The organism is Saccharopolyspora sp. NPDC000995, assembly GCF_053599315.1.
In genome coordinates this window covers 1-22,229 of sequence record NZ_JBSFLZ010000118.1, presented here as the reverse complement: position 1 = coordinate 22,229, position 22,229 = coordinate 1, and the positions used below count along the sequence as shown (strand labels likewise).

The following is a 22,229-nucleotide window of genomic DNA, read 5'->3' as shown; positions in this document are numbered from 1 at the left end:
GCTCCAGCGACACACCCTCGGCACCTGACACCCCAAGATCATCTCAGACCGCCCGCCGCCACGACGAACGACCCACCAAGACCTGAACAGTTACATATAATGAACTATTGAACGGACTGAATCGATCATGTTGGTGCCCGTACCCATCTGGAGCGCTGCACGGCCTCCGATAGAACTCACGAGCTTCGTGGGGCGTTGGCGGGAGTTGGCCGACGTCAAGAAATTCCTGAGCTCGTCACGGTTGGTGACCATCACAGGCGTCGGCGGCGTGGGCAAGACCCGGTTGGCGTTGCGGTCAGCCGCATTGCTGAGGCGGTCGTTCCCGGGCGGTGTTTGGATCATCGAGCTTGCCGACCTCAACGACCCGCGACTCGTCGCCGACACCGTAGCCGCCACATTGGGCCTGCAACAGCAGTCCGGGGTGACGCCGTTGGAGCACCTTCCCGAACATCTTCGCGACCGCCCGCTGCTGCTTCTGCTGGACAACTGCGAGCACGTTCTCGATGGGTGCGCGCAACTCGCGCATTCGCTGCTCAAGCAGTGCCCGCTGATGCGGATCGTGACCACCAGTCGCCAACCCTTGGGCATTGCCGGCGAGACCGTCATGGAGTTGGCTCCGTTCTCGGTTCCCCCGGAGAGAGTTGGAACTCCGGAACTGGAGAATCTCCTTCAGTACTCGGCGGTCGCACTACTCCAGGAGCGAGCTCAAGCCGCGGATCCGGCTTTCACCGTCACCGCGGACAACGCGCACGTCGTCATGCGTTTGTGCCGACAACTGGACGGCATTCCGTTGGCGATCGAACTGGCGGCAGTCGCTCTTCGGTTCATGTCGGCCGAGACGATCACGGTCCGGCTCGATCGTCGTTTTCGATTGCTGACCGGCGGAACCCGGACGGCGCCGACCCGCCAGCAGACCCTGCAGGACATGGTCGACTGGAGCTACCGGCTGTGCTCCGCCGCCGAACAAGTGCTGTGGGCACGGCTGTCCGTGTGCGGTTCAGGGTTCGCCCTGGAGGCGGCCGAAGCAATCGGTTCAGGCGACGGCATCCGGACCGACGAGGTGCTTGATCAGATCAGGGGCTTGATCGACAAGTCGATCGTGACCACGGAACGGCATCCGGACAAGACCCGTTATCGGCTGCTGGAGACGCTCCGCGAATACGGCCGGGACCGCCTCGTCGAACGCGGTGAGACCACCACGGTCCGTCGCAAACACCTTCACTACTACCGGAACCTCGTCGCCCAGGCCGAGGCGGAATGGTTCAGCGCCGGACGCACGACGGTCTTCGCCCGGTTGCGAGCCGAGCACGCAAACCTGCGCGAAGCGTTGGAACTCTCCGCTTCCGAGCCCGGCGAAGCGCAAGCAGGTCTGGTGATCGCATCCTCCCTCCGATTTTTCTGGCTCAGCAGCGGCTTTGTCTACGAGGGACGTCGATGGCTGGAGCGCCTCCTGGCGCTCACCGCGGAACGAGATACCGTTCGTGTTAAAGCGCTTTACGTCAACGGGTACTTGAATTTAGCGCTCAACGACGCGACATCCGGGACAGCCCTCCTCGATCAGGCAAGAGCGTTGGCCGCGGAGCTGGGCGACCAATCGGGGGCGGCCTACGTCGCGCAGATCTCGGGGCTCACCGCCCTGTACAACGAAGATCCTGCGCGGGCGGCCGCCTTCTTCGAGGACGCTCTCGCCGGGCATCGGCTGATCGGCGATCACGCTGCCGTCGCCTACGACCAGATCGAGCTCGCATTGGCCCTCGCCTTCCTCGGCGATTATGAGCGCGCCGCGGCCCTGTTCCGCGAATGCCCGGCCCTCGAGGAGAACTATGGCGAACAGTGGATGCGGTCGCTTGCCCTGTGGGCGCAGGGAATAGCCGGACTGCTTGCGGGCGATTATCAACAAGCCACAGCCGCAGAACTGAAAAGTCTGCGCCTGAAGCTGGACTTCCACGAGCACTTCCGGATCGCGTTGTGTATCGAAATACTGGCCTGCATAGCCAGCGCCGACGGTGACGCGGCACGGGCCGCGACCTTGTTCGGCGTGTCCCACAAGATCAAGCAGAACATCGATGCGTCACTCGCCGGCCACAAACACATCGCGCGCCTACACGACCATTACGAAGCAGTAGCGCGCAGCTCACTCGGCGAAGATACGTTCCAGGAAGCCTTTGAGCTCGCCACACCGCTCGACTTCGACGAGGCCATCGCATGGATAACCCGCGATCCGAGCAAAGCCGGGAGTCCGACAAGCTCCGCGACCGAAGAATCGCCCATGCCGATGCTTACTCCACGCGAGCGAGAAGTCGCAGCGCTGGTCGCGCAGGGCAAGACAAACAAAGAAATCGCTGCCACAATGTTGATTTCCCGCCGCACCGCTGATTCCCACGTCGACCACATCCTGACCAAGCTCGGCTTCACCAGGCGGACGCAAATTGCCGCCTGGGTCACCAAACAGGAACCCCACTGACGCCGCCGCGTTTTCGAGAGGAACACCCGGCCATGCGCACCCTGATCGAGAACGCCGCGGTCGTCACGATGGGCGACGTTCTCTGTGACTTCGAACGAGCCGACATTGCGGGTGCCGATAAATCATCCGCACAGGTCACGGCCTTGATCGCCGTCTATGGCCAGTGTCCGCCGCTCGCCCCGCGATCTTCACGTGGACAGGGCCCGGGATGCATCATGATCTGTCGTGCTGCTGCGCCTAGCCTACCTCGCTGCGACCAACACTTTCACGCTCCTTCGTCTGCTGGCGATGAGCGACCGGGACAAAGACATCGAGATCCTTGCCCTGCGGCACCAACTGCTGGTCCTGCAACGCCAGGTCGGCTGGCCTACCTTCACCGGCACCGACCGCATCGTGCTTGCCGGTCTGCTCCATCGCCTCCCGATACATAAGCTGCGGCAACTCTTTCTGCTGGTACGCCCAGACACGATCTTGCGCTGGAACCGTGACCTGCTCAAGCGGCGCCATGCCGCGACCTGCGTGCCGAAACGACGCGGGCGCCCGCCCACGGTCCGCTCGATCCGCGCCATAGTCCTTCGCCTGGCGCGGGAAAATGTCTCGTGGGGATACCGCAGAATCCAAGGCGAGCTCGCGGCCCTGGGCATCGAGATCGCCGCCTCCACCGTCTGAGAAATCCTTCGCGAGCACGGCACCTCGCCCGCGCCGGAACGCCAGAGCACCACCTGGGCCGACTTCCAGCGCAGCCAGGCCCAGGCACTGCCATGGCATCGGTCACTTCCGGCTCCCGGATGGTCAACCCGTAGAAGGCACCGTGCGGTTTGACGTGCGTCATGGCGATCCCGAGTGAGTCGGCGAAGCTTCGCAGGGCGCCGAGCTGGTACAGACATGCATCAGCGGCTTGTTGCGGGGTCATCGCGAGCGCTCGCCGACCGAACCCGACCAGGTCGGGAAATCCCGGATGTGCGCCGAGTGCGGTTCCGTGCGACTTGGCCAGCCCGGCCGAGCGGCGCATGGTCGCCGGGTCGCCCGCATGCCACCCGCAGGCCACGTTGACCGACGACACCAGCGGCATCAAGCGCGCATCGTCGCCGAGCCGCCAGCGGCCGAAGCTCTCCCCCGCATCGGCATTGAGATCGATCAATTTCTTCATGCCCACTCCGTTTCGTCAAAGCCCATCGGGTCTACCTGAAAGCAGAGACACTCCTGTGGCCACAGTGCCGCATCGACGCTTTGCGCACAGTGTTGGCACGCGCCCCGTCCAGCAGAATCAGCGGTTCGGCCACATTTGTCCCCTGCTTTTGTCCAAGTCGGCCAGTGGCCGACCATTGCGGTGCGGGTTCACAGTGACCCCCATGCCCCGTGAGCCGATCACGCCGTCAGCGTGACTGATTGGAGAGAAGCTGTGGCAACGGCATCGCTGGAGCTGCCGCCTGCGCGCTACCATTTCAGCGCGGACGAGTTCGTCTTAGTTGAGATCGCGCAGGCGATGAGCCTGGAGGCGAACTTCAAGGCCATGGCCATCACCGCCGCGTTGCGCGATCAGCAGCTCGACGGCAATCGTCGACATCTGTCCGTCGAGTACATGATCCGGGTCGACCAGACCGTCTCCACCCCGCCGAACTGGTCGAGCATCTCCAGGGCTTGGAGCGATCCGCCTCCAGCCTCTCGGCGGACTACGTCCTGCACGCGCGGGTGGTCGACGTCCCCGTACTCTACGACGGTCCGTGGACCCGGGAGCCCCGCTGCGGTTCCGGGACCGTCACCAGGACCGGATGCCACCGACCTGGAATACGCAGCGCGAATCAACGGCTTCGAAGACGTCCAGCGGTTCAACACTCCCGAACGCACGCTCGGCTTCGGTGGCGCATTCGCCGTGATCTACGGGTGCGCGGCGCTGGCGCAAGCCTGGCGACGTCCTGCGCTGCCGCGCGATCGACCAGACGGAGTTCGACCCGGTCCGCACCGAAATGGAAAGCACGTTCCGGTACCGGATACGGGAGTTCGAGTTCAAGCCGGCCGAGTTCCTCGCGGACCCGGACGCGGTCAACAGCGAACTGCTGGAGGTGCTGTACCGATGACCAAGCTGATCGTGCGATCAGGTGGGGTGTTTCGCGCCTGTGCCGAACATTTGTCCGGGTGGGCTGTCACGCTGTCGAAACCAGCGCGGAGTGCGATGGCAATATCAGCGAACCTCTCCCGAGCCACACCACCTCGACCGCGCCGGCAACGTCAGGTGAATGAAGTGAACGGACCGTTCGCGCCGCCTACCGACGCGAACAGGCCGTTCGCCTCACACCAACAATCCACGGCTACGTCCGGTGCGGAGGGCGAGTCGGGGAAACGGACCGGCAGCAATCCCGGCACCGCGCCCCGGCCCGGCCCGGCCCGGCCCGGCCCCTACATCATCGGCAAGGATGACGCCTCGGCGTCGGCAACTGGCCGGCGCATGCTGGTGACGCCGTTCGTCCGGTTATTCGGCGCACCACGCCGCGAGGAAGTCCCGCGTAGGGTCGGTCGCGGCCCGCACGCCGAGAGCGTTGAGCTCGTAGGCGATCGCGGCGATGGTGTGCAGTTGCGGCCCCGGTCGGGCCGACTCCGCCATGTGCGCGATCCGGATCACGGTGGCGGCGTCGCCGTCCATTCCTCCCGCGATGTGCACGCGATGCCGCTGCGCCAGCCGACGGCGCAGGGTCCGGGCGTCGATGCTGCCCGGCAGCCGGAACGCGCCGACGGTGCTCGACTCCGCACCTGGCGGCGCGACCGAATGCATCCCGAGTGCGGCCATCGCCGCGCGCAGGCCGGCGCCGGTCCGGCGGTGCCGTTCCCAGCGTTCCTCGATGCCTTCCTCCGCGGTCAGTTCGAGCGCGCGGCGCAGCGCGACCACCAGGTTGGTCGGCATGGTCCACGGCAGTCTGCGGTATCCGGACTTCAACCTCCCGCCCTGCTCTCGGGGAACCCACTGGTCCCACCACCGGAGCAGGTCGAGGTAGTAGCCGAGCGACGGCTGTCTGCGGCCTTCGATCTCGCCGCGGGCGCGCTCGCTGACCGCGACGAAGGCCAGCCCGGGGGGCGCGCCGACCGACTTCTGGGTCGCTGAGGCGCACAGGTCGATGCCGAGGTCGTCGAAGTCGATCGCGGTGCCGCCGAGTGAGGACACCGCGTCGACCAGCAGCAGCCCGTCCCGCCGGTGCACCAGGTCGGCGTACTCGGCCAGGTCGTTGACCATGCCGGTGGACGTTTCGTTGTGTACGACGCCGAGAACGGGCCGGTCGTGCCGGTCGAGTTCGGCCTCGATGTCGCGCACCTCCAACGGCTGGCCGGAATCGTGCTTGATCTCCACGACCCGCATGCCCAGCGACCCGCCGATGGCGGCCATCATGCGGCCGAACGTGCCGTTGACCGGGACCACGAGAGGACGGTCGACGGGGGCCGCGCTGGCCAGCGCGGACTCGACGGCGCCCCGGCCGCTCGCTGGCAGGACCACGACTTCGCCCGCGGTGCCGTAGATCTGCTTGAGCAGTTCGCAGGTCTTGTCCATCGTCTCGGCGAACTCGGCACTCTGGTGGTACATCGGCGGTGCCGCGAGTGCTTGGATGACCCGGTCGTCGACCAGGGTCGGGCCTGGCTCCATCTGCAATGCCATTGCGGTCATGGGGAATTCCTGTGCGTTCGAGGTCGTGTGAGTGGATCAGGAGCTGATGGCGCGGATCCGCTCGGCTGGTACGCCGTGGGCGCGGAGATTGCCGGTCTCCTGCTCGCGGGCGGCAGGAAGCGCTTGCCGTTCCGGTCCGCGATCACGGGCGCAACCATCTTCGGCGCGTGCATTCGGATACCGGGGGTGAGCAACTGCTTGATCGGATGGAATCCGAACTCGCGCGCGATTTGCGCACAATCGCTGATGACCCGCACCGGGCACTCCTCATTTTGCGCCACAGAGGCCGTTCCAGGTGGAACTGCTGACGTCCGATCAATGCGGACACAACGCTAGGCGAGTCGGTTTCGGAATGTCCAATGCTTCGTTTGGAAGTTCCGATTCAACGATTGAATCGATCACCCGTGCTTCAGATAATCGAGCAGTGCGGCAAGCGCGGGGTTGTCGTTGTCACGCCTCCAGACGAGGCTGAGTTCCACTTGGCTCGACTCGGGCAGATCAACAGATCGAAAGACGACCTCCGGATAGCGGAGCTGGGTGGCCCCAGCTGGGACCAGGGACAGCCCGAAACCGGCGTTGACCAGCGCCAGCACGGAGTGGATCTGGCTCAGGTAGTGCGAGAAGACCGGGGCACATCCAGCATTTCTAAAAATGCTGGTGAGCAGGTCGTGGAAATACCTGGATTCCGCTGGTCGATACATGATTACGCTTTCTCCGTCGAAATCGGCGACGGTGATCGGTTCCGGGGATTTCGCGAGCGCATGCTCCACCGGAATAGCGGCGACCAGGTGTTCCCGCAAGTAGATTCGCGAGTCGAGATCGCGCCGCCGGACGGGAGGGCGGACCATCATTCCGAGGTCGAGGCTGCCGTCGGACAGCACCTCCAGCTGTTCGTTCTTCGCCATTTCCCGCAGGATGATCTCGACCCCGGGCAGGTTCTTCCGGACCACGTCCAGCACCGCACCCAGGGTGCGGTAGGCGCTGGCCGCGGTGAAACCGAGTGCCAGGCTGCCGATCTCCCCGGTGGACGCCGAGCGGGCCATCCGCGCGGCCTGCTCGGCCTGGCGGAGCAGGCGCCGCGCCTCCGGGAGGAAAGCTCGGCCTGCCCTGGTCAACCGGACGGCGCGGTGGCTGCGGTCGACGAGCGCGACGCCGAGTTCGTTCTCCAGCAGTTGGATCTGGCGGCTCAGCGGTGGCTGGGTCATGCGAAGTCGTTCGGCGGCGCGTCCGAAGTGCAGTTCCTCGGCCACGGCGACGAAGCCGTTCAACTGGAACAGTGAGAACATGTTCTCCTTCGTCGTCCGCCGGGGAGAAACTGCCGGACCCACCCGGCGGGGGTACCGCGCCCGTCGGCGAGCGGTACGGCCCCGGCAAGTCAGGCGCTTGCGCAGGTGTCGAACGATGTTCCTCGTGCCCGTCGCGACGGCGTCCTCATCAACTCGATCAGTGGTGGGCCTTGCCGACCGCGCCCGTGGTGGTCGACCCGATACGGAGCATGGTCGGGGCGCTGGGCGCGGTTCCCTGAGCCTGCCCGACGGGGCGCGGATAGTCGAGCATGACCGGAACCGGCCGGTCGCGACCCCCGTTGGTCACCACCCGCGTCGCGCCGAACGTCCCCATGCTCTGGCGTGACTCACCAAGCCGCTTACTCGCAGGATCCGGATCGCGCTTCCCGAACGGACAGCATCGAAAACCCTGCATCGACGGCGAAGTCCGGCGATGAGGTCATCGTTCGACCAGGGCGTCGACAACGCTGGCCCGCCTACTCGCGCGGTGGCGTCGCAATCGCGATGCGCGGAGTCCAGCAGCCGGTAGCCAGGGCTGGACTTCCGGAACATCCCCACCTACCGTTCCGGCCATGCGAACGGCATTGCGTTGAACGGAGCATCTATGGATGAGGTCTCCCTCGGCGTGGAAATCGGTGGCACCTTCACCGATCTCGTCGCCTACGGGCCTGCGGACGGTGAAGGTGCCGTCAACCACGCATGCACCCGAGCAGGGCGCGACCACGGCGGTCCGAGAGGCGTTCGCCGACCTCGGTGCCGTCGCGACCGTCGTGCATGGCTCGACGGTCGCCACCAACGCCGTGCTGGAGCGACGGGGCGAACGGGTCGGACTTCTCGTCACCGCGGGCTTTTGCGACCTGCTGGAACTGCAGCGCCAGGACCGCACCGACACCACGGTCCTGAAATACCGCAGGCCCTGGTCCCCCAGAGCGACGTCGTCGAGGTGATCGAGCGGATGGCCGCGGACGGCAGGGTGATCCAGGAGATCGACCGGGCATCCGCCGAAGCCGCTCTGGACGCGCTGGCTGCGACCGGGATCGACACGGTGGCGGTCTGCCTGCTGCACTCCTACCGCAACCCCGCGCACGAGTTGGCCGTCGCCGAACTCGCCGCGCAGCGCCATCCCGGCCTGATTGTGGTCCTCTCCCATCAGGTGTCACCGGAGCCGCGGGAGTACGAGCGGGCGAGCACGACCGTCCTCGACGCCTACATCCGGCCGGCGGTCGACGGCTATCTCGGTCGTCTCGGGCACACGCTGGCGACCGGCGGGTTCTCCGGGGACCTCCACGTTATGCAGTCCAACGGCTGGGCGATGCCCGCGGACATCGTGCGGCGCAATGCGATTCGCATGCTGCTGTCCGGTCCCGCAGGTGGCATCAGCGCCGCGCTGGCGGTAGGCCGGGAGCTGGGTCTGCCCGATCTACTCACCTTCGACATGGGTGGGACCAGCTCGGACATCTGCCTGATCCAAGGCGGCCGCGCCGAAATCCGGCACGACTCGGCGATCGACCACCTGCCCATCCGAGTGCCCATGCTGGACATCGTCACGGTGGGCTCGGGCGGCGGAAGCATCGCCGCAGTCGACCACGGCGGGATGTTGCACGTCGGGCCGCGCAGCGCGGGTTCTGAGCCCGGGCCGGCCTGCTACGGACGTGGCGGCACGCAGGCTACCATCACCGACGCGAACGTGGTGGTGGGACTAATCCGGCCGGAGCGGTTCCTCGGCGGCGGCATGCGGCTCGACATCGACGCCGCCGAGCGCGCGTGCACGGAGGCCGGCGCGAGGCTGGGCACGGACGCCGCGGGCGGGGCCGCCGCGATCCTGCGGGTGGCCGGGACGGACATCGCCGCCGCCCTCCGCCTGACCTCCACCGAGCGCGGGGTGGACCCCGACGACTTCTGGCTGCTCACGTACGGCGGCGCGGGCGCGCGCAGCACGCCGGCCCACTGGCCGAAGAGCTAGGACTCAAGGGAGTCGTGGTGCCGGTGGTTCCGGGCCTGTTCTCGGCATACGGGCTGCTCATCGCCGACCTGTCCCGGGACTGGTCAGCTCCGGTCCTAGCTCCGCTCGACACCGTCGACCGAGACGGTCTTGCCAGGACCACCCAGGATCTGCAGGACCGCACCGAGCTCGAGTTCGCCCGAGCCGGGGTGGACGTCGCACGGCTGCAGTTCACCCGCACGCTGTCGCTGCGATACGTCGGTCAGGCGTTCGACCTGGAGCTCGAGGCCGACGTCGAGTTGCCCGACCTTGGAGTGCTGAGGAAAGGGTCGAACTGGAGCGGCGTGGACTGCTCGCCGACGCAGGCCCCGGCGACGCCTTCGTGACCAACGACCCGTACGGCGGCGGCCAGCACCTCGACGACATCGCGCTGATCGTCCCGGTGCTCACCGGTGAGGTGCTAATTGGATACGCGGGCGCGATGGCCCACCACATCGACATCGGCGCGGCGGAGCCCGGACTCAACCCGCTGGCTACCACGCTCCGGCACGAGGGCCTCCGCCTGCCCCCGATGCGAATCGATCTGGACCGCGACTTCGGGCCGGGCGGGGTGCTGGCGGCGGTGCTCGAGGCGAACATCCGGGTGCCCGACCAGACCCTCGGCGATCTGCGCGCGCAGGTCGCGGCCGTGCGGACCGGCGCCCGGCGGCTGCGTGAGCTGGCGGACCGGTATGGCGTGGACGTCTTGGCCGCCGCGATGCGAGCCCGGTTGGACTACGGCGAGCGGATGATGCGACACGCGGTCGCCGCGGTGCCGGACGGCGAGTACACAGCCGCCGAGCAGCTCGATCCGCTCGACGGCGGCGCGCCACTCACCATCCGCGTACGGGTGGTTATCGAGGGCGAGCGAATTCATGTCGATCTTGCCGGTACCGACCCTCAGGCGGCGAGCCCGGTCAACTCCCCGCTCGGCAGCACCGTCTCGGCCGTGACCACTGCGGTGACCCTCGTGATCGGGGGGCAGGAAGTCCCCGTCAACGCGGGAAGCCGGCGGCTCCTGACCCTCGACGTGCCATCCGGCAGCCTGCTCAACCCGGTCGAACCCGCGCCGGTCAGCGCGCGCATGAGCGCCTGCTTCAAGGTTTTCGACGCCGTCATGGGCGCATTGATCGGCGGGGCCATCGCCGGGCACTTCGGGGACCGGGTCGGGCGCCGGAAGATGCTCATGATCACGGTGGTGGTGATGGGCGGCAGTTCCACCATCATCGGTCTACTGCCGACCTACAACCAGATCGGGTACTGGGCAGCCGTACTTCTGGTAATCATGCGGATGGCCCAGGGCCTGGCGATCGGCGGCGAGTGGAGCGGCGCGATCCTGCTCGCCATCGAGCAGGCCAAGGGCGGGAAGAAGACCGGGCTGCTGGGCAGCTTCCCGCAGGCCGGGAACGCCGTCGGCCTGCTGCTCGCGACCGTCGAGCGCGGTGCAGATCGGCCTGTTCATCGGCTCCGGTCTCGGGATCTTCACCGCCCCGCTGTTCGGTTGGTTGGCCGACCGCTTCGGGGTGCGTCGGACCTATGTGCTCGGCCTGGCCTTCATCGGGGTGTTCGCCTTCCCGTTCTTCGCGATGCTGGGCGTCCGCAACACGGTGGTCACCTGGATCGCACTGGTGCTGGCGTACGCGGTTGGGATCATGGCGGGATGGGCGCCATTCGCGGCCTTCCTCTCGCGCCTGTTCCCCGCCCGGGTGCGCTACAGCGGCACCGCGTTCAGCTTCCAGCTCGCCGGCATCCTCGGTGGCGCATTCGCCCCCACGATCTGTGTCGCGCTATACGCGGGATTCGGCACCCCGTACGCCGTCGCGACCTACCTCGCGATCGCCTGTGCGATCAGCATCATCTGCTCGCTGTTGGTCCGGTTCGTCCCGGACGACGACGTCGAACAGATCGGGGAAAGGGCCTCATCCCACGCCGAGGCATAATCCTGATCGAAACACCCGACAGGAGGAGCAGTGTCATGAGCGCCAAGGACGAGAAGTCCCCGGAGTCGTTGACGGACCGGGTCTTCGCAGTGCTCCTGGCGTTCGTCGACGCCCCCGAGCTGGGCATCAGCGACATCCACCGGCGCACCGGACTTGACAAGAGCGTGGTGCACCGGATCGTGCGCAGCGCGGTCGCGCACGGCTTCCTCGTCCAAGATCCTCGGACCCGGAGTTACAGCGTTGGACTCCGGGCCTGGGAAATCGGTCGCGGCTACGGCGGCGCCGACCGGGTCGTCGCCCTGGCCACGCCGGTGCTGGAGGAACTCAGCAAGGAACATGAGGTCACCTGCTACCTTGGGCGCCTCGACGACCTGGAGATCGTCTACCTTGCCTTGATCGACAGTCCCGGGCCCATCCGGATCGTGCAGGAGGTCGGCGGCCGGGTTCCCGCCACCACGACGGCGGTTGGCCGGGCCCTGCTTGCCGAGCTTGACGACGCCGAACTCCACAGGCGTATCGACGGCCGCGTGGCCCCTGCCGACCAGGAGCGGCTGCTCGCCAAGATCGCGGAGAGCCGCGCCGTCGGAACCGCAGTCAATCGCGGCGAGTTCACCACCGGGGTCGCCTCGGTAGGTGCGCTCGTGCCCAGCACCACCACGCCCGAGCCCATCGGGATTTCCGCCGCGTTCCTGCTGTTCGACGACAACGAGGGCATGTGGACCTCCCTGCCCTCCGCTGTACAGGAGGCGGCCGCGCGCATCGCGCGCGATCTCGACGGGCGACCAATCTCCCGAAAGGACCAACGATGACCGGCATCACCGCGGTCAGCACGCCCGAGACCCCCGCGGCAATCCGGCCGAGGTAGGCGTCGCTGTGGCGGTCGCCGAAGACCCACCTGCCGTTCCTGGTCGGATGGAAATGTATCGACATCGATGAACCAGACCTATGGCTGGTCCAGGACATCGTTCGGCCGGCTCCTGGCCGCGTGACTGTCAGCGCGCTGACAGTCGAGCCTCAGCCGTCGCCGAACTCCGCGAAAAGGGCAGGCAGCCCACCGGTGTGCACGAAGACAACGCGGTCGTCCGGGCCCCTCAGGCCCGTCCGCACATGGTCGAATTGGCCGGCGAACCCCTTGCCGGAGTAGATCGGGTCCACGAGAAGCCCTTCCCTCCGGGCGAGCAGCTCGATCGCCTCCCGCGACGCATCGGACGGGATCCCGTACGCCGGGCGGACGTAGGAGGTGTCGTTCACGACCGGCCCGGGCGTGACGTCCGAGTACCCCAGCGTGCCGGCAGCCGCCGACACGAGATCGGCGATCCCGCGCTCCGGAATGTAGGCGTCGTTCGTCTCGTCCATCGGGTTGATGCCGACCACCGAGATGTCCAGACCGAGCAGGACGGCCCCCAGCTGCAGGCCGGCCTGGGTGCTCCCCTGCGACGTCGTGTAGATGTGCGTGGGCAGCGGCTCGCCGCGGTCCTCGAAAGCGCAGACGATCTCGCACAACGCCTCGACGTAGGCGAACGCGGCGAGCGTGAGCGCGCGTTCCGCACCCATCCCCACCACGTAGGGACGCCGCCCACTCCGGCGGAGCTGATCGGCGCGCGACGCGCGAAGACGAAACAGTCACGCGGTCACCACCTTTCTACCGATGGGAATCGGCCTGCGGGGAGCTCACAGGCCGATCGCCGGGCCGCGCCTGGCTGCTGCGCGATGCCGTGCATCGCACAGCAGCCAGGCAGTCGGATCTCGCCCGGACCTCGTTAGGCGCGTACGGCGACCGTGGCGTCGAGCTCGACCAACGCGCCCTGCGGCAGGCCGGGCGCCGGAAGCGCAGTCCGGGCGTGCCGGCCGGCGTCGCCGAGAACGTCGATCAGCAGTTGCGATGCTCCGTCGACCACCTCGGGCTGGTCGATGGCATCGGCCGTGCTCGCCACCCAGGCGTTGAGCTTGAGCACCCGCACCACGTTCTCCAGGCCGACCGCGTCGTCGATGCGGGCGAGCAGGTTCAGGGCGCTGACGCGGGCCGCGGCCATGCCTTCGGCCACCCCGGCGCCGTCGCCCAACCGGCCCCCGAGGATCTCGCCCGCGCCCGTGCGGGAGATCTGCCCGGAGACGTACAGCAACTCGCCGGCCCGGACGACGGGTTCGTAGGCGTACTTCGGCGGGCCGAGCACGGGGAGCTCCAGGGACAGCTCGGCGAGCCGGCGGCGGACTTCGGTCCCGGCGGCGCTCATCGCTTGCTCACCACGTACGTCCGGTTCCGGCCGACGTACCAGAGGTCCTCGGTGCCGATCGCAACGTTGTCGTACCGCCAGGGGATCTCGGCGGCGCCATACGACCCGACCTGCAGGACGTGCTTGTAGCCGGGCCGCAACTCGTTCGCGAACGACTCCTGCTTGCCCATGAGGTGGCCGACGTTGCGCTTCCGGTACTCGGTGTCGAAGTCGATCTCGGTGCCGAGCATCCCGATCTCGCGCATCCGGTCCAGGTGCGGTGCCAGGTAGCGCAGGGTTCCATCGTGCACGTCCTCGCACACCACGCCCGGCCGCAGCTGGCCGATGATGCCCTCCCGGACGACGTCGAAGAAGAACGCGTAGGCCTCCTTCCCACCCTCGGTGCGGGGCAGCGACCGGGCCATGTCGGAGGTGGCGACGGTGACGCCGTCGGCGACGACACGCACGCCGGCGTCGAGCTGGATGCAGGTCGTGTCCTGGTTGATCGGGAAGTCCACCGGGGGTCCGGGGAAGAGCATCCGGTTCGACGAGTGCAGGTTCGTGAAGTACGGCTCGATCGCGAACGGGATGTCGTGGGTCGTGCGGAACTCGGTGATCTTGTCGAGGTAAACGGCGTGGATGTCGAGCTCGGTGAACTCGCGGCCGTCGTCGATGCCGTGCTCGGCCCAGGCGAGCGCGGCCTCGATGGCGAACACGCTGGCTCGCGCGGCGATGACCTGGAAGGCGAGGTCCTCGTGGTCCCGGACGTCGCGCCAGTGGCCGAGATCGGTCGAGATCCCGACCAGCTCGGCCCCCGCGCGCTCCAGCTCGCGAGCGAGGCCGATGCCGACGAACTCCTCCTCGACACCGGTCCGCGTGCCGGGGCTCAACTCCGCGACGGCGGCGCCGACCGAGGGATACTCGCCGATCGGCGCCCCGGGAAGGTCCGGGGTGCCTCTGGGCGCGAGCACGACCAGCCGCTCGGCCGCGGGCAGCCACACCGCGACGGTGCCCGGCGGCTGGGCGTGTCCGGTCACCTCGGTGTAGTTGGGGGTGGCGGCGAGGAGAACCGCGTCCAGCGCACGCTCGTGGGCCAGCGCGGTCAGCGCCGGGAACCGGGTGTCCTCGGCAGCGGAGAGCTCGTCCACCAGCCCGCCGAGGTGCTCGACCCCCTCGATCAGTCGGCGTGCGACCTGCACGCCCTCGGCCCGCCAGTCGGCGAACCGGGCCAGCACCGCCGCGGTGTCGATCTCGTATGCGACCACCGGAACCGGGTCCTGGTCGTCGGCGGTCACTTCCAGCGTCCCGGCGTCGGAGAAGACACGGTGGTGTGCGAGGACGACGTCCGCGGCCAGGTGCACCCGGCCGTCCGCTGCCAGGTCCGCAACCAGGCTGGTCAACGATTCCGCGGCCGGGGAGTCCGCAATGATCCGCGGGTCGATCGTGACCCACGGCGCGTAGAACCGGATCTGGTCCGCTGGGACGCCGGCCGAGAGCGCGTTGCCCTGCTCCTGCTGACGGAGCAGCAGGAAGCATTCGTCGCCCCGCTGCGCGATCAATGGCGCGACCAGCGGGTGGGAGTCGAGGCGGATCGCGGAGAACAGCAGGCTTCGGCGAGCGTCGAGCCCATAGCGCTGCTCGACTTGTACGGCGTCGGCGGTGAGGTGCAACATGAGGTTCCTCCCGGTGTCGGTGTGGTCAGCTGATGCCGGCGATGACGCCGATGTGCGACTCGATCTCGGTCGCGTACTCGGAGAAAGCCGGGGAGAAGCGGTGGTCCTTGTCGCGGGGGCGTGGCAGGTCGATCTCGATGTCGGCGACGATGCGACCCGGCCGGTCCCCGAGCACGACGACGCGGTCGGCTAGCCACACCGCCTCCGGGATGCTGTGCGTGACGAAAAGGACGCTGCAGCCGGTGGTGCGCCAGATCCGCTGGATCTCGAAGTTCATCGAGTCCCGGGTCATGGCGTCGAGCGCGCCGAACGGCTCGTCCATCAGGAGCAGCTCGGGGTGCGACACCAGCGCCCGGCAGATCGCGACCCGCTGCTGCATGCCGCCGCTGAGCTCGTAGGAGTAGCGGGTCGTCCGGTCCCCCAGCCCGACCATCTCGAGCAGCTCCCGGGCGTAGCGCTCGGCCTCGCCCGTGCGGGTACCGCGGAACTCCAGCGGCAGCAGTACGTTGTCCAGGTTGTTGCGCCAGGGCAGCAGCACCGGGCTCTGGAACACCATCGCGATGTCCTCGAGCCCCTCCTTGATCGGCCGGCCCTTGACCAGGATTTCGCCCTCGGTCGGGTCCTGGAGACCGGAGATCGTCTTCAGCAGCGTCGTCTTGCCGCTGCCGGACTGCCCCACGATCGAGACGAACTGTCCAGGCTTCACGTGGAAGTCCAGGCCCTGCAGGACGGTGTTGTCCTCCCCGTCCCGGGAGCGATAGGTCTTCCCGACGTTGTTCACCGAGATGGCGTGCTCGTGGTTCATCTGACTCTCCGTCCGGCCGTCACGGCGCCTGGATGGCATCGCCGCGGTGCAGCGGTGCGAGGTAGGCGTTGCTGTACACGTCTGCGGGTGCGAGGCGAACCTCCGGTTTCAGCCCGAGGAACTGGTGCGCGACGTCGATCATTTTTTGGACGCCCGCGTCGTCCATCACGCCGTACTCGTCCGCCGACGCGCCGGTGCCCCAGTTCAGGGCGCATTGCTCGTTGATCGCTAGGACAACGGTCCTGTCCTCGTAGCCGCTGACTTCCTTCTGGAAGTCGTGCGCCGCCTCCTGCGGGTGCCCGCAGGCCCAGAGGATCCCCTTCTGCATCGCCCGGTTGAACCGCTCCACCTGGCCGGGGTTCGTCCGCAGCTTCTCGCCGGAGACGATGATCCCGTTTCCGTAGAGATCGATCCCCAGGTCCGACCACTTAAGGACGACGGCCTTGCGACCGAGTGCGTCGATCGCCGGCTGGTCGGACACGTAGAGCGCGAGGTTCGCGTCCCATTGTCCGGCCAGCAGCCCCGGGATCTTGGCGGCACCGGTGGCGTGCACGATGTTCACGTCACTCTTGGACAGCCCTAACTTGCTCAGCGCGTACGGCCACATCGCAGGCATCGCGCCGGCCGCCTCGGTCGCGACCGTCTTGCCGCGCAGGTCCGCCCAGCCGTCGATGCCGGTACCGGCCAGCGCGACGACGGCGTAGGCGGAGCGGGCCTGCACCAGATTGACCTGCTTGATGTCGGCGCCGCGTGCCCGGCTCATGACGGTGACGCCGAAGTCGGCCCAGCCGACGTCGACCTTGCCGGTGTCCACCGCGGTGACGGTGTTGCCGGAGCCCGAGCCTGGCATGACGCTGAGGTCGATGCCCTCCGCCTTGAAGAAGCCACGCTCGACAGCCGAGATGAACGGCGCGTGCTTGGGCAGCCAGCTGACGTCGAGCATCAGCGACATCTGGTCCCGGCCAGTGCCGCTGCCGCAGCCGGCGAGGGTCAGCAGGATGACGGCCCCAAGCGCGACGGCGGTCGTGCGGATCGAGTGACGCATGCGAGTCCCCGCCCTCACTTGGTGTGCTGCTTCCACGGCACGAGCTTGCGTCCCACGACGTCGACAAAGTAGAACAGCGCCAGCGCGATCGCGGCGAGCACGATGAATGCCGCGAACATCGACGCCAGGTCGACCTGGCTGTTCGCGAGCATGATCACGTAGCCGAGGCCCTTCGAACCGGCGATGAACTCACCGACCACCGCACCGCCAACGGCCAGCGAGATCGAGATCTTGGCCCCGGAGAGGATCGACGGGATCGCGTGGATGAACTCGATCTTCGTCATCTTCTTCCACGGTGAGGCCTTGTTGATCCGCGCCAGTTCCTGCAGCTCGTGCGGCACCGAGCGGAGCCCGTCATAGGTGTTGATGACCAGTGGGAAGAAGGCGATGGCCATCGCCACAAACGCTTTGGACTCGAAGCCGAACCCGAACCAGACGATGAACAGCGGGGCCAGCGCGACCTTCGGGATGGTGTCGATGGCGATGAGCGCAGGGTAGAGAAAGCTTCGGATCGTCGTCGAGTAGTGCAGCGCGGCGCCGCAGAGCACGCCGAGCGCGGTGCCGAGCGCGAACCCGGCGAGCGCCTCCTGCAGCGTGATGAACGTGTTCTCCGCGAAGTAGCCGGGGCGCTCGGCCAGCTCGACGAACGCCGAGATCGGCCCGACCAGCAGGTACTCCGGCGGGTCGAACAGCGCGACGACGAGCTCCCACAGCGCGAACAGGCCGATGATGCCCACGATGGCCTTGACCGCGGCGACGACCGAGTCGCGACGCGGTCCCCGCCGACGCGGGCGCTGCTCACCGGGTCCGGCCGGGGTGGCCGGAGCCGGGGCGGATCGCCCGCGGTCCTTCGCCTTGATGTCAGGAGTGACCACGTCGAATGCTCCCTTCGGGGTAGTAGACGGCGTCGGGCTCTTGCCCGCGGCCGCCGGAACGGGTGGGGTCGCCCGGCACGGCCAGGAGCGCCCTCGATGGCGGGGATGGAGTCATGCGTTCCTCACAGCGTTGTGAAAGATGCGCGGTTGTGAAAGGTGCGCGGCCGTGGCCGCAGAGGGAGTGGTTCCGGGTCGGCCCGCGTCTCAGCCGACGGCGAGCGGCTCCCGTCCGGTCTCGCCGTCGGTCCGCCGCCACAGACGGTCCGGGTTGCCGTCGGCTAGGTCGGCGGGGAGCAGCGCGGCCGGGACGTCCTGGTAGGCGACTGGCCGCAGGAACCGCTCGATCGCGAGGGTGCCCACCGACGTACTGCGTGGATCGGTCGTGGCGGGGAACGGGCCGCCGTGCACCATCGCGTAGCCGACCTCGACCCCGGTGGGCCATCCGTCGAACAGGATCCGCCCGGCCCGCTCCTCCAGCAACGGAAGCAGCCCGTGGGCGAGTTCGTGGTCGGTGGCGTCGGCGTGCACCGTCGCGGTCAGCTGGCCCTCCAGCGCGGCGACGGCTGCGGTCAACTCGGTGACGTCCGCGCACCGGACGAGCAGCGACGTCGCCCCGAAGACCTCGGTCTGCAGCTTCGGGTTGGCGAGGAACCGGTCACCGGCCACGGTCAGCAGCCGGGCACGACCGGCCGCAGCGTTGCCGTCCCCACAGCCACGGGCGAGCTCCACCACCCCGGGCAGGGCGGCCACCGCGTCACCGGCGGCGGCGTAATTCTCGGCGATCCCGATGGTCAGCATGGTGGCGCCGGTGTCGGCCGCCACGGCCTCCGCGGCGGAGTCGGCGAACGCGTCGAGCCCCGGGCCCTCGACCGCCAGCAGGAGGCCGGGGTTGGTGCAGAACTGCCCGGCGCCGAGGGTGAGCGACCCGGCGAAGGCGGTTCCCAGCTCGGCACCCCGAGTGGCCAGTGCGGCGGGCAGCAGCAGCACCGGGTTGATGCTGCTCATCTCGGCGTACACCGGGATCGGCACCGGCCGCGCGGCGGCCGTCGCTGCGATCGCGAGCCCGCCGGCGCGGGAACCGGTGAAGCCGACCGCCTTGATCCGCGGATCGGCCACGAGCTGCGCACCGATCTCCGTCCCGCTGCCGACCAACTGGGCGAAGACGCCCTTCGGCATCCCGGTGCTGGCGGCCGCGTCGGCGATCACCCGCGCCGCGAGCTCCGCAGTCCCGAGATGCGCGGAGTGGGCCTTGACGACGACCGGGCATCCCGCCGCGAGGGCGGAGGCGGTGTCGCCGCCGGCCGTGGAGAACGCGAGCGGGAAGTTGCTCGCGCCGAACACTGCGACCGGACCCAACGGGATCCGGCGCTGCCGGATGTCGGCCCGCGCCAGCGGGGAACGGTCGGGCCGTGCGGGGTCGATCCGGGCGCCCTGCCACGTTCCCGCACGCAGCTCGGTCGCGAACAACCGCAACTGCCCGCTGGTGCGGCCGACCTCGCCGGTGAGCCGCGGGACGGGCAACGCGGTCTCGGCGTGGGCCCGTTCGACCAGGTCGTCCCGGCGCTCGTCGAGCAGATCCGCGATGCGCTCGAGGAAACCGGCTCGCCGGGCGGCGGGGATCTCCCGGTAGGCACCGAACGCCGCTGCGGCCAGCGCGCAGGCCTGCTCGACCTGCTCGGCCGACGCGGCCGGGTACCCGGGGTCGAGCGCGGCCCCCGTGCGGGGGTCGGTGGATCGGACGTCCTCGCCGGTGCCGGTCACGGGCTCGCCACCGATGATCATTGCGCCGGTCGAGCCGGTCATGAGGGGAGCAGACATGCGCGTCCTTCCGCGTCGTCGTCGTGAGCCGTGATCAGGCGGTGACCGACCGCGACACCGCGATCACCTCGGAAAGCAGGGCGCGCTCGCGGTCGTCGAGATCGGTCAGCGGCGGCCGCACCGGACCGGCCGAGTGCCCTGTCAGGTCCAGGCCCGCCTTGACGATGCTCACCGCGTAGCCCGGCTTCCGGTCGCGGATGGCGGTGTAGGGCAGCACGACCTCGTCGAGCAGCCGCTGCACGGTCGCCCGGTCTCCTGCCCGGACGGCGGTGTAGAAGGTCAGTGCGAACTCGGGCAGGAAGTTGAAGATCGCCGAGCTGTAGGTCGTCACACCGAGTTCGAGGTAGGGCAGCGCGTAGGTCTCCGCCGTCGGCAGCCCGCCGATGTAGACGAGGCGATCGCCGAGCCGGGAGTGAATCCGGGTGATCGTCTCGAGATCACCGACCCCGTCCTTGAAGCCGATCAGGTTCGGGCAGGTCTCGGCTAGCTGGGCGACGGCCTCCGCGCTGTACACCGCGTTGGCCCGGCTGTAGATCACGACACCCAGCGAGGTGGCCTCGCAAACCGCGCGCACGTGCGAGACGAGACCGTCCGTCGAGGCCTCGGTCAGGTAGGGCGGGAAGAGCAGCACCCCGTCCGCCCCGGCCGCCTCGGCGTCCCGGGCGAAGCCGATCGCCTGGGCGGTCCCGTGCCCCGCCGGGGCCAGGATCGGGGTGTCCTCCGGCGCACTCTCGACGGCGGCGCGGACGACCACGCCCACCTCCGCGGGCGTCAGCGAGAAGAACTCACCGGTCCCACCGGCGGCGAACAGGCCGGCCACCTCGTACTTGGCGAGGCGGACGATGTTGTCCCGGTACGCGGTCTCGTCGAACGCGAGATCGCGGGTGAAGTGAGTGACGGGGAAGGACAACAGCCCCGAGCCGAGACGCTGCGCGAGCTCGGTGGGAGCGATGGCGGGCATGGGCGGGTTCCTCCTAGGCGGTAGGCGACAGCAACCGGCGACGAGCCTAAGAAGCAGCAAGGATGCCTGTCCAACACTTCTTTCGTATTAACTGATGCTTAGACTGAATCGGTGTTTACCTTCAGTCAACTGGAGAGCTTCGTCGCGGTCGCCGAGACGCTCCACTTCGGACGGGCCGCCGAGCGGCTCTCCATGACCCAGCCGCCGCTGACCCGGCGGATCCAGCTCCTGGAGCGCGAGCTAGGTGTCGAGCTGTTCGACCGGGCCGGGCGGACGGTGCGGCTCACGGCGGCCGGACGCGCGTTCCTGGCCGACGCGCGGCGAATCCTCGGCCTGTCCACGCAGGCAGCACTCGCGGTCCGCCGGGTGCCGACCGGCGAGGTCGGGACGGTGGCGCTCGGATTCACCGCCTCGGCTGCCCACTCCGTGCTGGACGCCGTGGTGGAGGCCGTGCGTTCACACCTCCCCGGCGTCGACCTGGTGCTCCGCGAGCGGGTCTCCAGCAAGCAACTGGAGGAGCTTCGCTCCGGGGAGCTGAACCTCGCCCTCGTCCGCCCGCCGGTGCCCGTAGGCCTGTCCGGGCACCTGCTGCATCGGGAGGCCTTGCTGGCAGCTGTCCCGGCGGGCCACCGGCTCGCGGATCCCGCCCGGGGCCTGCACCTGCACGATCTCGACGGCCAGCCGTTCGTCATGTATTCGCCCACCGAAGCCCGGTACTTCCACGAGGTGCTCGTCGGCGTCTTCCGCGGTGCCGGGATCGCGCCGCGCTACGTCCACCACCTCAGCCAGGTGCACACGATCCTGGCGCTGGTACGAGCCGGGCTGGGGCTCGCCCTGGTCCCGCAGGCGGCGAACGCACTCGGCCTCGACGGCGTCGTCCTGCGACCGGTGGAGGGCATCGCCGGAGAACCGGTCGAACTGGTCGCCGCCTGGCGCGCGAACGACGAGAACCCCGCGCTGCACGCCGTGCGCGACATCGTAATCGCCGCGACATCGGACGAGCGACGGGAACGCCCATACCACGGCGACCGCCCCGCAGAGCCCTAACGTGCTGCTCGCGCGCCCACGGGGCAGCTAGGCTAACCGAGCCCGATGGAAACCCACGTAAGACGACCGCTTGCGCCGCTGCGGGTACCGCCACGGGAAGACCCGAGCCAGTACAGCTCTCGCTGCTCCAGCTCGGGTCAACGCCAGCGGCGCAAGTCGCTGACTCGATGAACGTTTTTACACGTTTCCCGAACGGTGTGCTGTCGCCGCTCGTGGTCGCCACGCTCGGCGCGTCCCTGGCACACCAGCCCATCGGTCAACGCTTTGTGAGTTGCCGTTCAACTCCGACGCTGTCGATGTCTTCGCGGAGTTCCACTCCGTGCCCTGGTCCCTCTGGTGCGGACAGGCTTCCATTGACCACCTGCGGAGCGCCACCCTCTTTGTCAGGATGAGATGAGACACCTGGTGTGAGTACCGGGTACCAGAGCGAGGGCGGGATCGGAGATCCTGATAGCCGTGTCCACTTCAT

General features: G+C 68.3%; 18 protein-coding genes and 2 pseudogenes. 9 read left to right on the top strand and 11 right to left on the bottom strand.

Features of this window, described 5'->3' with window-relative positions; translation table 11 throughout:
• Positions 1-205 precede the first annotated feature (205 nt).
• Together ACWDKQ_RS28690 and ACWDKQ_RS28685 are read left to right on the top strand one after the other, a co-directional pair.
• Complete coding sequence (locus ACWDKQ_RS28690) at positions 206-2,464, top strand: LuxR C-terminal-related transcriptional regulator (protein WP_450141889.1); 2,259 nt, start codon at positions 206-208, stop codon at positions 2,462-2,464.
• 225 nt (positions 2,465-2,689) lie between these two features.
• Complete coding sequence (locus tag ACWDKQ_RS28685) at positions 2,690-3,133, top strand: helix-turn-helix domain-containing protein (RefSeq protein ID WP_450141888.1); 444 nt, start codon at positions 2,690-2,692, stop codon at positions 3,131-3,133.
• Positions 3,134-3,281: 148 nt separating this feature from the next.
• Here ACWDKQ_RS28685 and ACWDKQ_RS28680 read toward each other — a convergent pair.
• The 3 genes and pseudogenes from ACWDKQ_RS28680 to ACWDKQ_RS28670 all read right to left on the bottom strand — a co-directional run.
• Positions 3,282-3,614 (bottom strand): annotated as a pseudogene (locus ACWDKQ_RS28680) (LamB/YcsF family protein); the annotation flags it as partial.
• Positions 3,615-4,934: 1,320 nt separating this feature from the next.
• Positions 4,935-6,116 (bottom strand): pyridoxal-phosphate-dependent aminotransferase family protein, encoded by a 1,182-nt coding sequence (locus ACWDKQ_RS28675; RefSeq protein WP_450141887.1) that lies wholly within the window; start codon positions 6,114-6,116, stop codon positions 4,935-4,937.
• Positions 6,117-6,514: 398 nt separating this feature from the next.
• A complete protein-coding gene (locus ACWDKQ_RS28670) occupies positions 6,515-7,402 on the bottom strand; it encodes a LysR substrate-binding domain-containing protein (RefSeq protein WP_450141886.1) in 888 nt (295 codons plus the stop codon).
• A gap of 635 nt (positions 7,403-8,037) precedes the next feature.
• Here ACWDKQ_RS28670 and ACWDKQ_RS28665 point away from each other — a divergent pair.
• From ACWDKQ_RS28665 to ACWDKQ_RS28640, 6 genes and pseudogenes are all read left to right on the top strand, one after another.
• Positions 8,038-8,349: a hydantoinase/oxoprolinase N-terminal domain-containing protein gene (locus tag ACWDKQ_RS28665; protein ID WP_450141885.1), complete on the top strand. Its 312-nt coding sequence runs from the start codon at positions 8,038-8,040 to the stop codon at positions 8,347-8,349.
• Positions 8,346-9,365, top strand: coding sequence for a hydantoinase/oxoprolinase family protein (locus tag ACWDKQ_RS28660; protein WP_450141884.1), 1,020 nt, complete (start codon positions 8,346-8,348; stop codon positions 9,363-9,365). The genes ACWDKQ_RS28665 and ACWDKQ_RS28660 overlap by 4 nt, the downstream gene beginning before the upstream one ends.
• Before the next feature lie 17 nt (positions 9,366-9,382).
• Complete coding sequence (locus ACWDKQ_RS28655; protein ID WP_450141883.1) at positions 9,383-9,730, top strand: hypothetical protein; 348 nt, start codon at positions 9,383-9,385, stop codon at positions 9,728-9,730.
• Positions 9,727-10,755 (top strand): annotated as a pseudogene (locus ACWDKQ_RS28650) (hydantoinase B/oxoprolinase family protein); the annotation flags it as partial. The gene ACWDKQ_RS28655 and the pseudogene ACWDKQ_RS28650, both read left to right, overlap by 4 nt.
• Positions 10,756-10,825: 70 nt before the next feature.
• Positions 10,826-11,323, top strand: a complete 498-nt coding sequence (locus tag ACWDKQ_RS28645; protein ID WP_450141892.1) for an MFS transporter — start codon at positions 10,826-10,828, stop codon at positions 11,321-11,323.
• Between the two features lie 35 nt (positions 11,324-11,358).
• The gene (locus tag ACWDKQ_RS28640) at positions 11,359-12,132 is read left to right on the top strand and encodes an IclR family transcriptional regulator (RefSeq protein ID WP_450141891.1); all 774 of its coding nucleotides are present in this window, start codon (positions 11,359-11,361) and stop codon (positions 12,130-12,132) included.
• Between the two features lie 205 nt (positions 12,133-12,337).
• Here ACWDKQ_RS28640 and ACWDKQ_RS28635 read toward each other — a convergent pair whose 3' ends face one another.
• From ACWDKQ_RS28635 to kdgD, 8 genes are all read right to left on the bottom strand, one after another.
• Positions 12,338-12,946: a pyridoxal-phosphate dependent enzyme gene (locus ACWDKQ_RS28635; RefSeq protein WP_450141890.1), complete on the bottom strand. Its 609-nt coding sequence runs from the start codon at positions 12,944-12,946 to the stop codon at positions 12,338-12,340.
• A gap of 137 nt (positions 12,947-13,083) precedes the next feature.
• Positions 13,084-13,557 carry a RidA family protein gene (locus tag ACWDKQ_RS28630; protein ID WP_450141882.1) on the bottom strand — a complete coding sequence of 158 codons (474 nt, stop codon included), beginning with the start codon at positions 13,555-13,557 and terminating at the stop codon, positions 13,084-13,086.
• Positions 13,554-15,209 carry a M24 family metallopeptidase gene (locus tag ACWDKQ_RS28625; protein ID WP_450141881.1) on the bottom strand — a complete coding sequence of 552 codons (1,656 nt, stop codon included), beginning with the start codon at positions 15,207-15,209 and terminating at the stop codon, positions 13,554-13,556. The genes ACWDKQ_RS28630 and ACWDKQ_RS28625 overlap by 4 nt, the downstream gene beginning before the upstream one ends.
• Positions 15,210-15,234: 25 nt before the next feature.
• Positions 15,235-16,014, bottom strand: a complete 780-nt coding sequence (locus tag ACWDKQ_RS28620) for an ABC transporter ATP-binding protein (protein WP_450141880.1) — start codon at positions 16,012-16,014, stop codon at positions 15,235-15,237.
• A gap of 19 nt (positions 16,015-16,033) precedes the next feature.
• The gene (locus tag ACWDKQ_RS28615) at positions 16,034-17,059 is read right to left on the bottom strand and encodes an ABC transporter substrate-binding protein (RefSeq protein ID WP_450141879.1); all 1,026 of its coding nucleotides are present in this window, start codon (positions 17,057-17,059) and stop codon (positions 16,034-16,036) included.
• A gap of 14 nt (positions 17,060-17,073) precedes the next feature.
• Positions 17,074-17,934 (bottom strand): ABC transporter permease, encoded by an 861-nt coding sequence (locus tag ACWDKQ_RS28610; protein WP_450141878.1) that lies wholly within the window; start codon positions 17,932-17,934, stop codon positions 17,074-17,076.
• 204 nt (positions 17,935-18,138) lie between these two features.
• Complete coding sequence (locus ACWDKQ_RS28605; RefSeq protein ID WP_450141877.1) at positions 18,139-19,752, bottom strand: aldehyde dehydrogenase (NADP(+)); 1,614 nt, start codon at positions 19,750-19,752, stop codon at positions 18,139-18,141.
• A 34-nt stretch (positions 19,753-19,786) separates the two neighbouring features.
• Positions 19,787-20,713: a 5-dehydro-4-deoxyglucarate dehydratase gene (kdgD, locus tag ACWDKQ_RS28600; protein WP_450141876.1), complete on the bottom strand. Its 927-nt coding sequence runs from the start codon at positions 20,711-20,713 to the stop codon at positions 19,787-19,789.
• A gap of 111 nt (positions 20,714-20,824) precedes the next feature.
• Here kdgD and ACWDKQ_RS28595 point away from each other — a divergent pair, with 111 nt between their 5' ends.
• Positions 20,825-21,760: a LysR family transcriptional regulator gene (locus ACWDKQ_RS28595; RefSeq protein WP_450141875.1), complete on the top strand. Its 936-nt coding sequence runs from the start codon at positions 20,825-20,827 to the stop codon at positions 21,758-21,760.
• Positions 21,761-22,229: the final 469 nt, after the last annotated feature.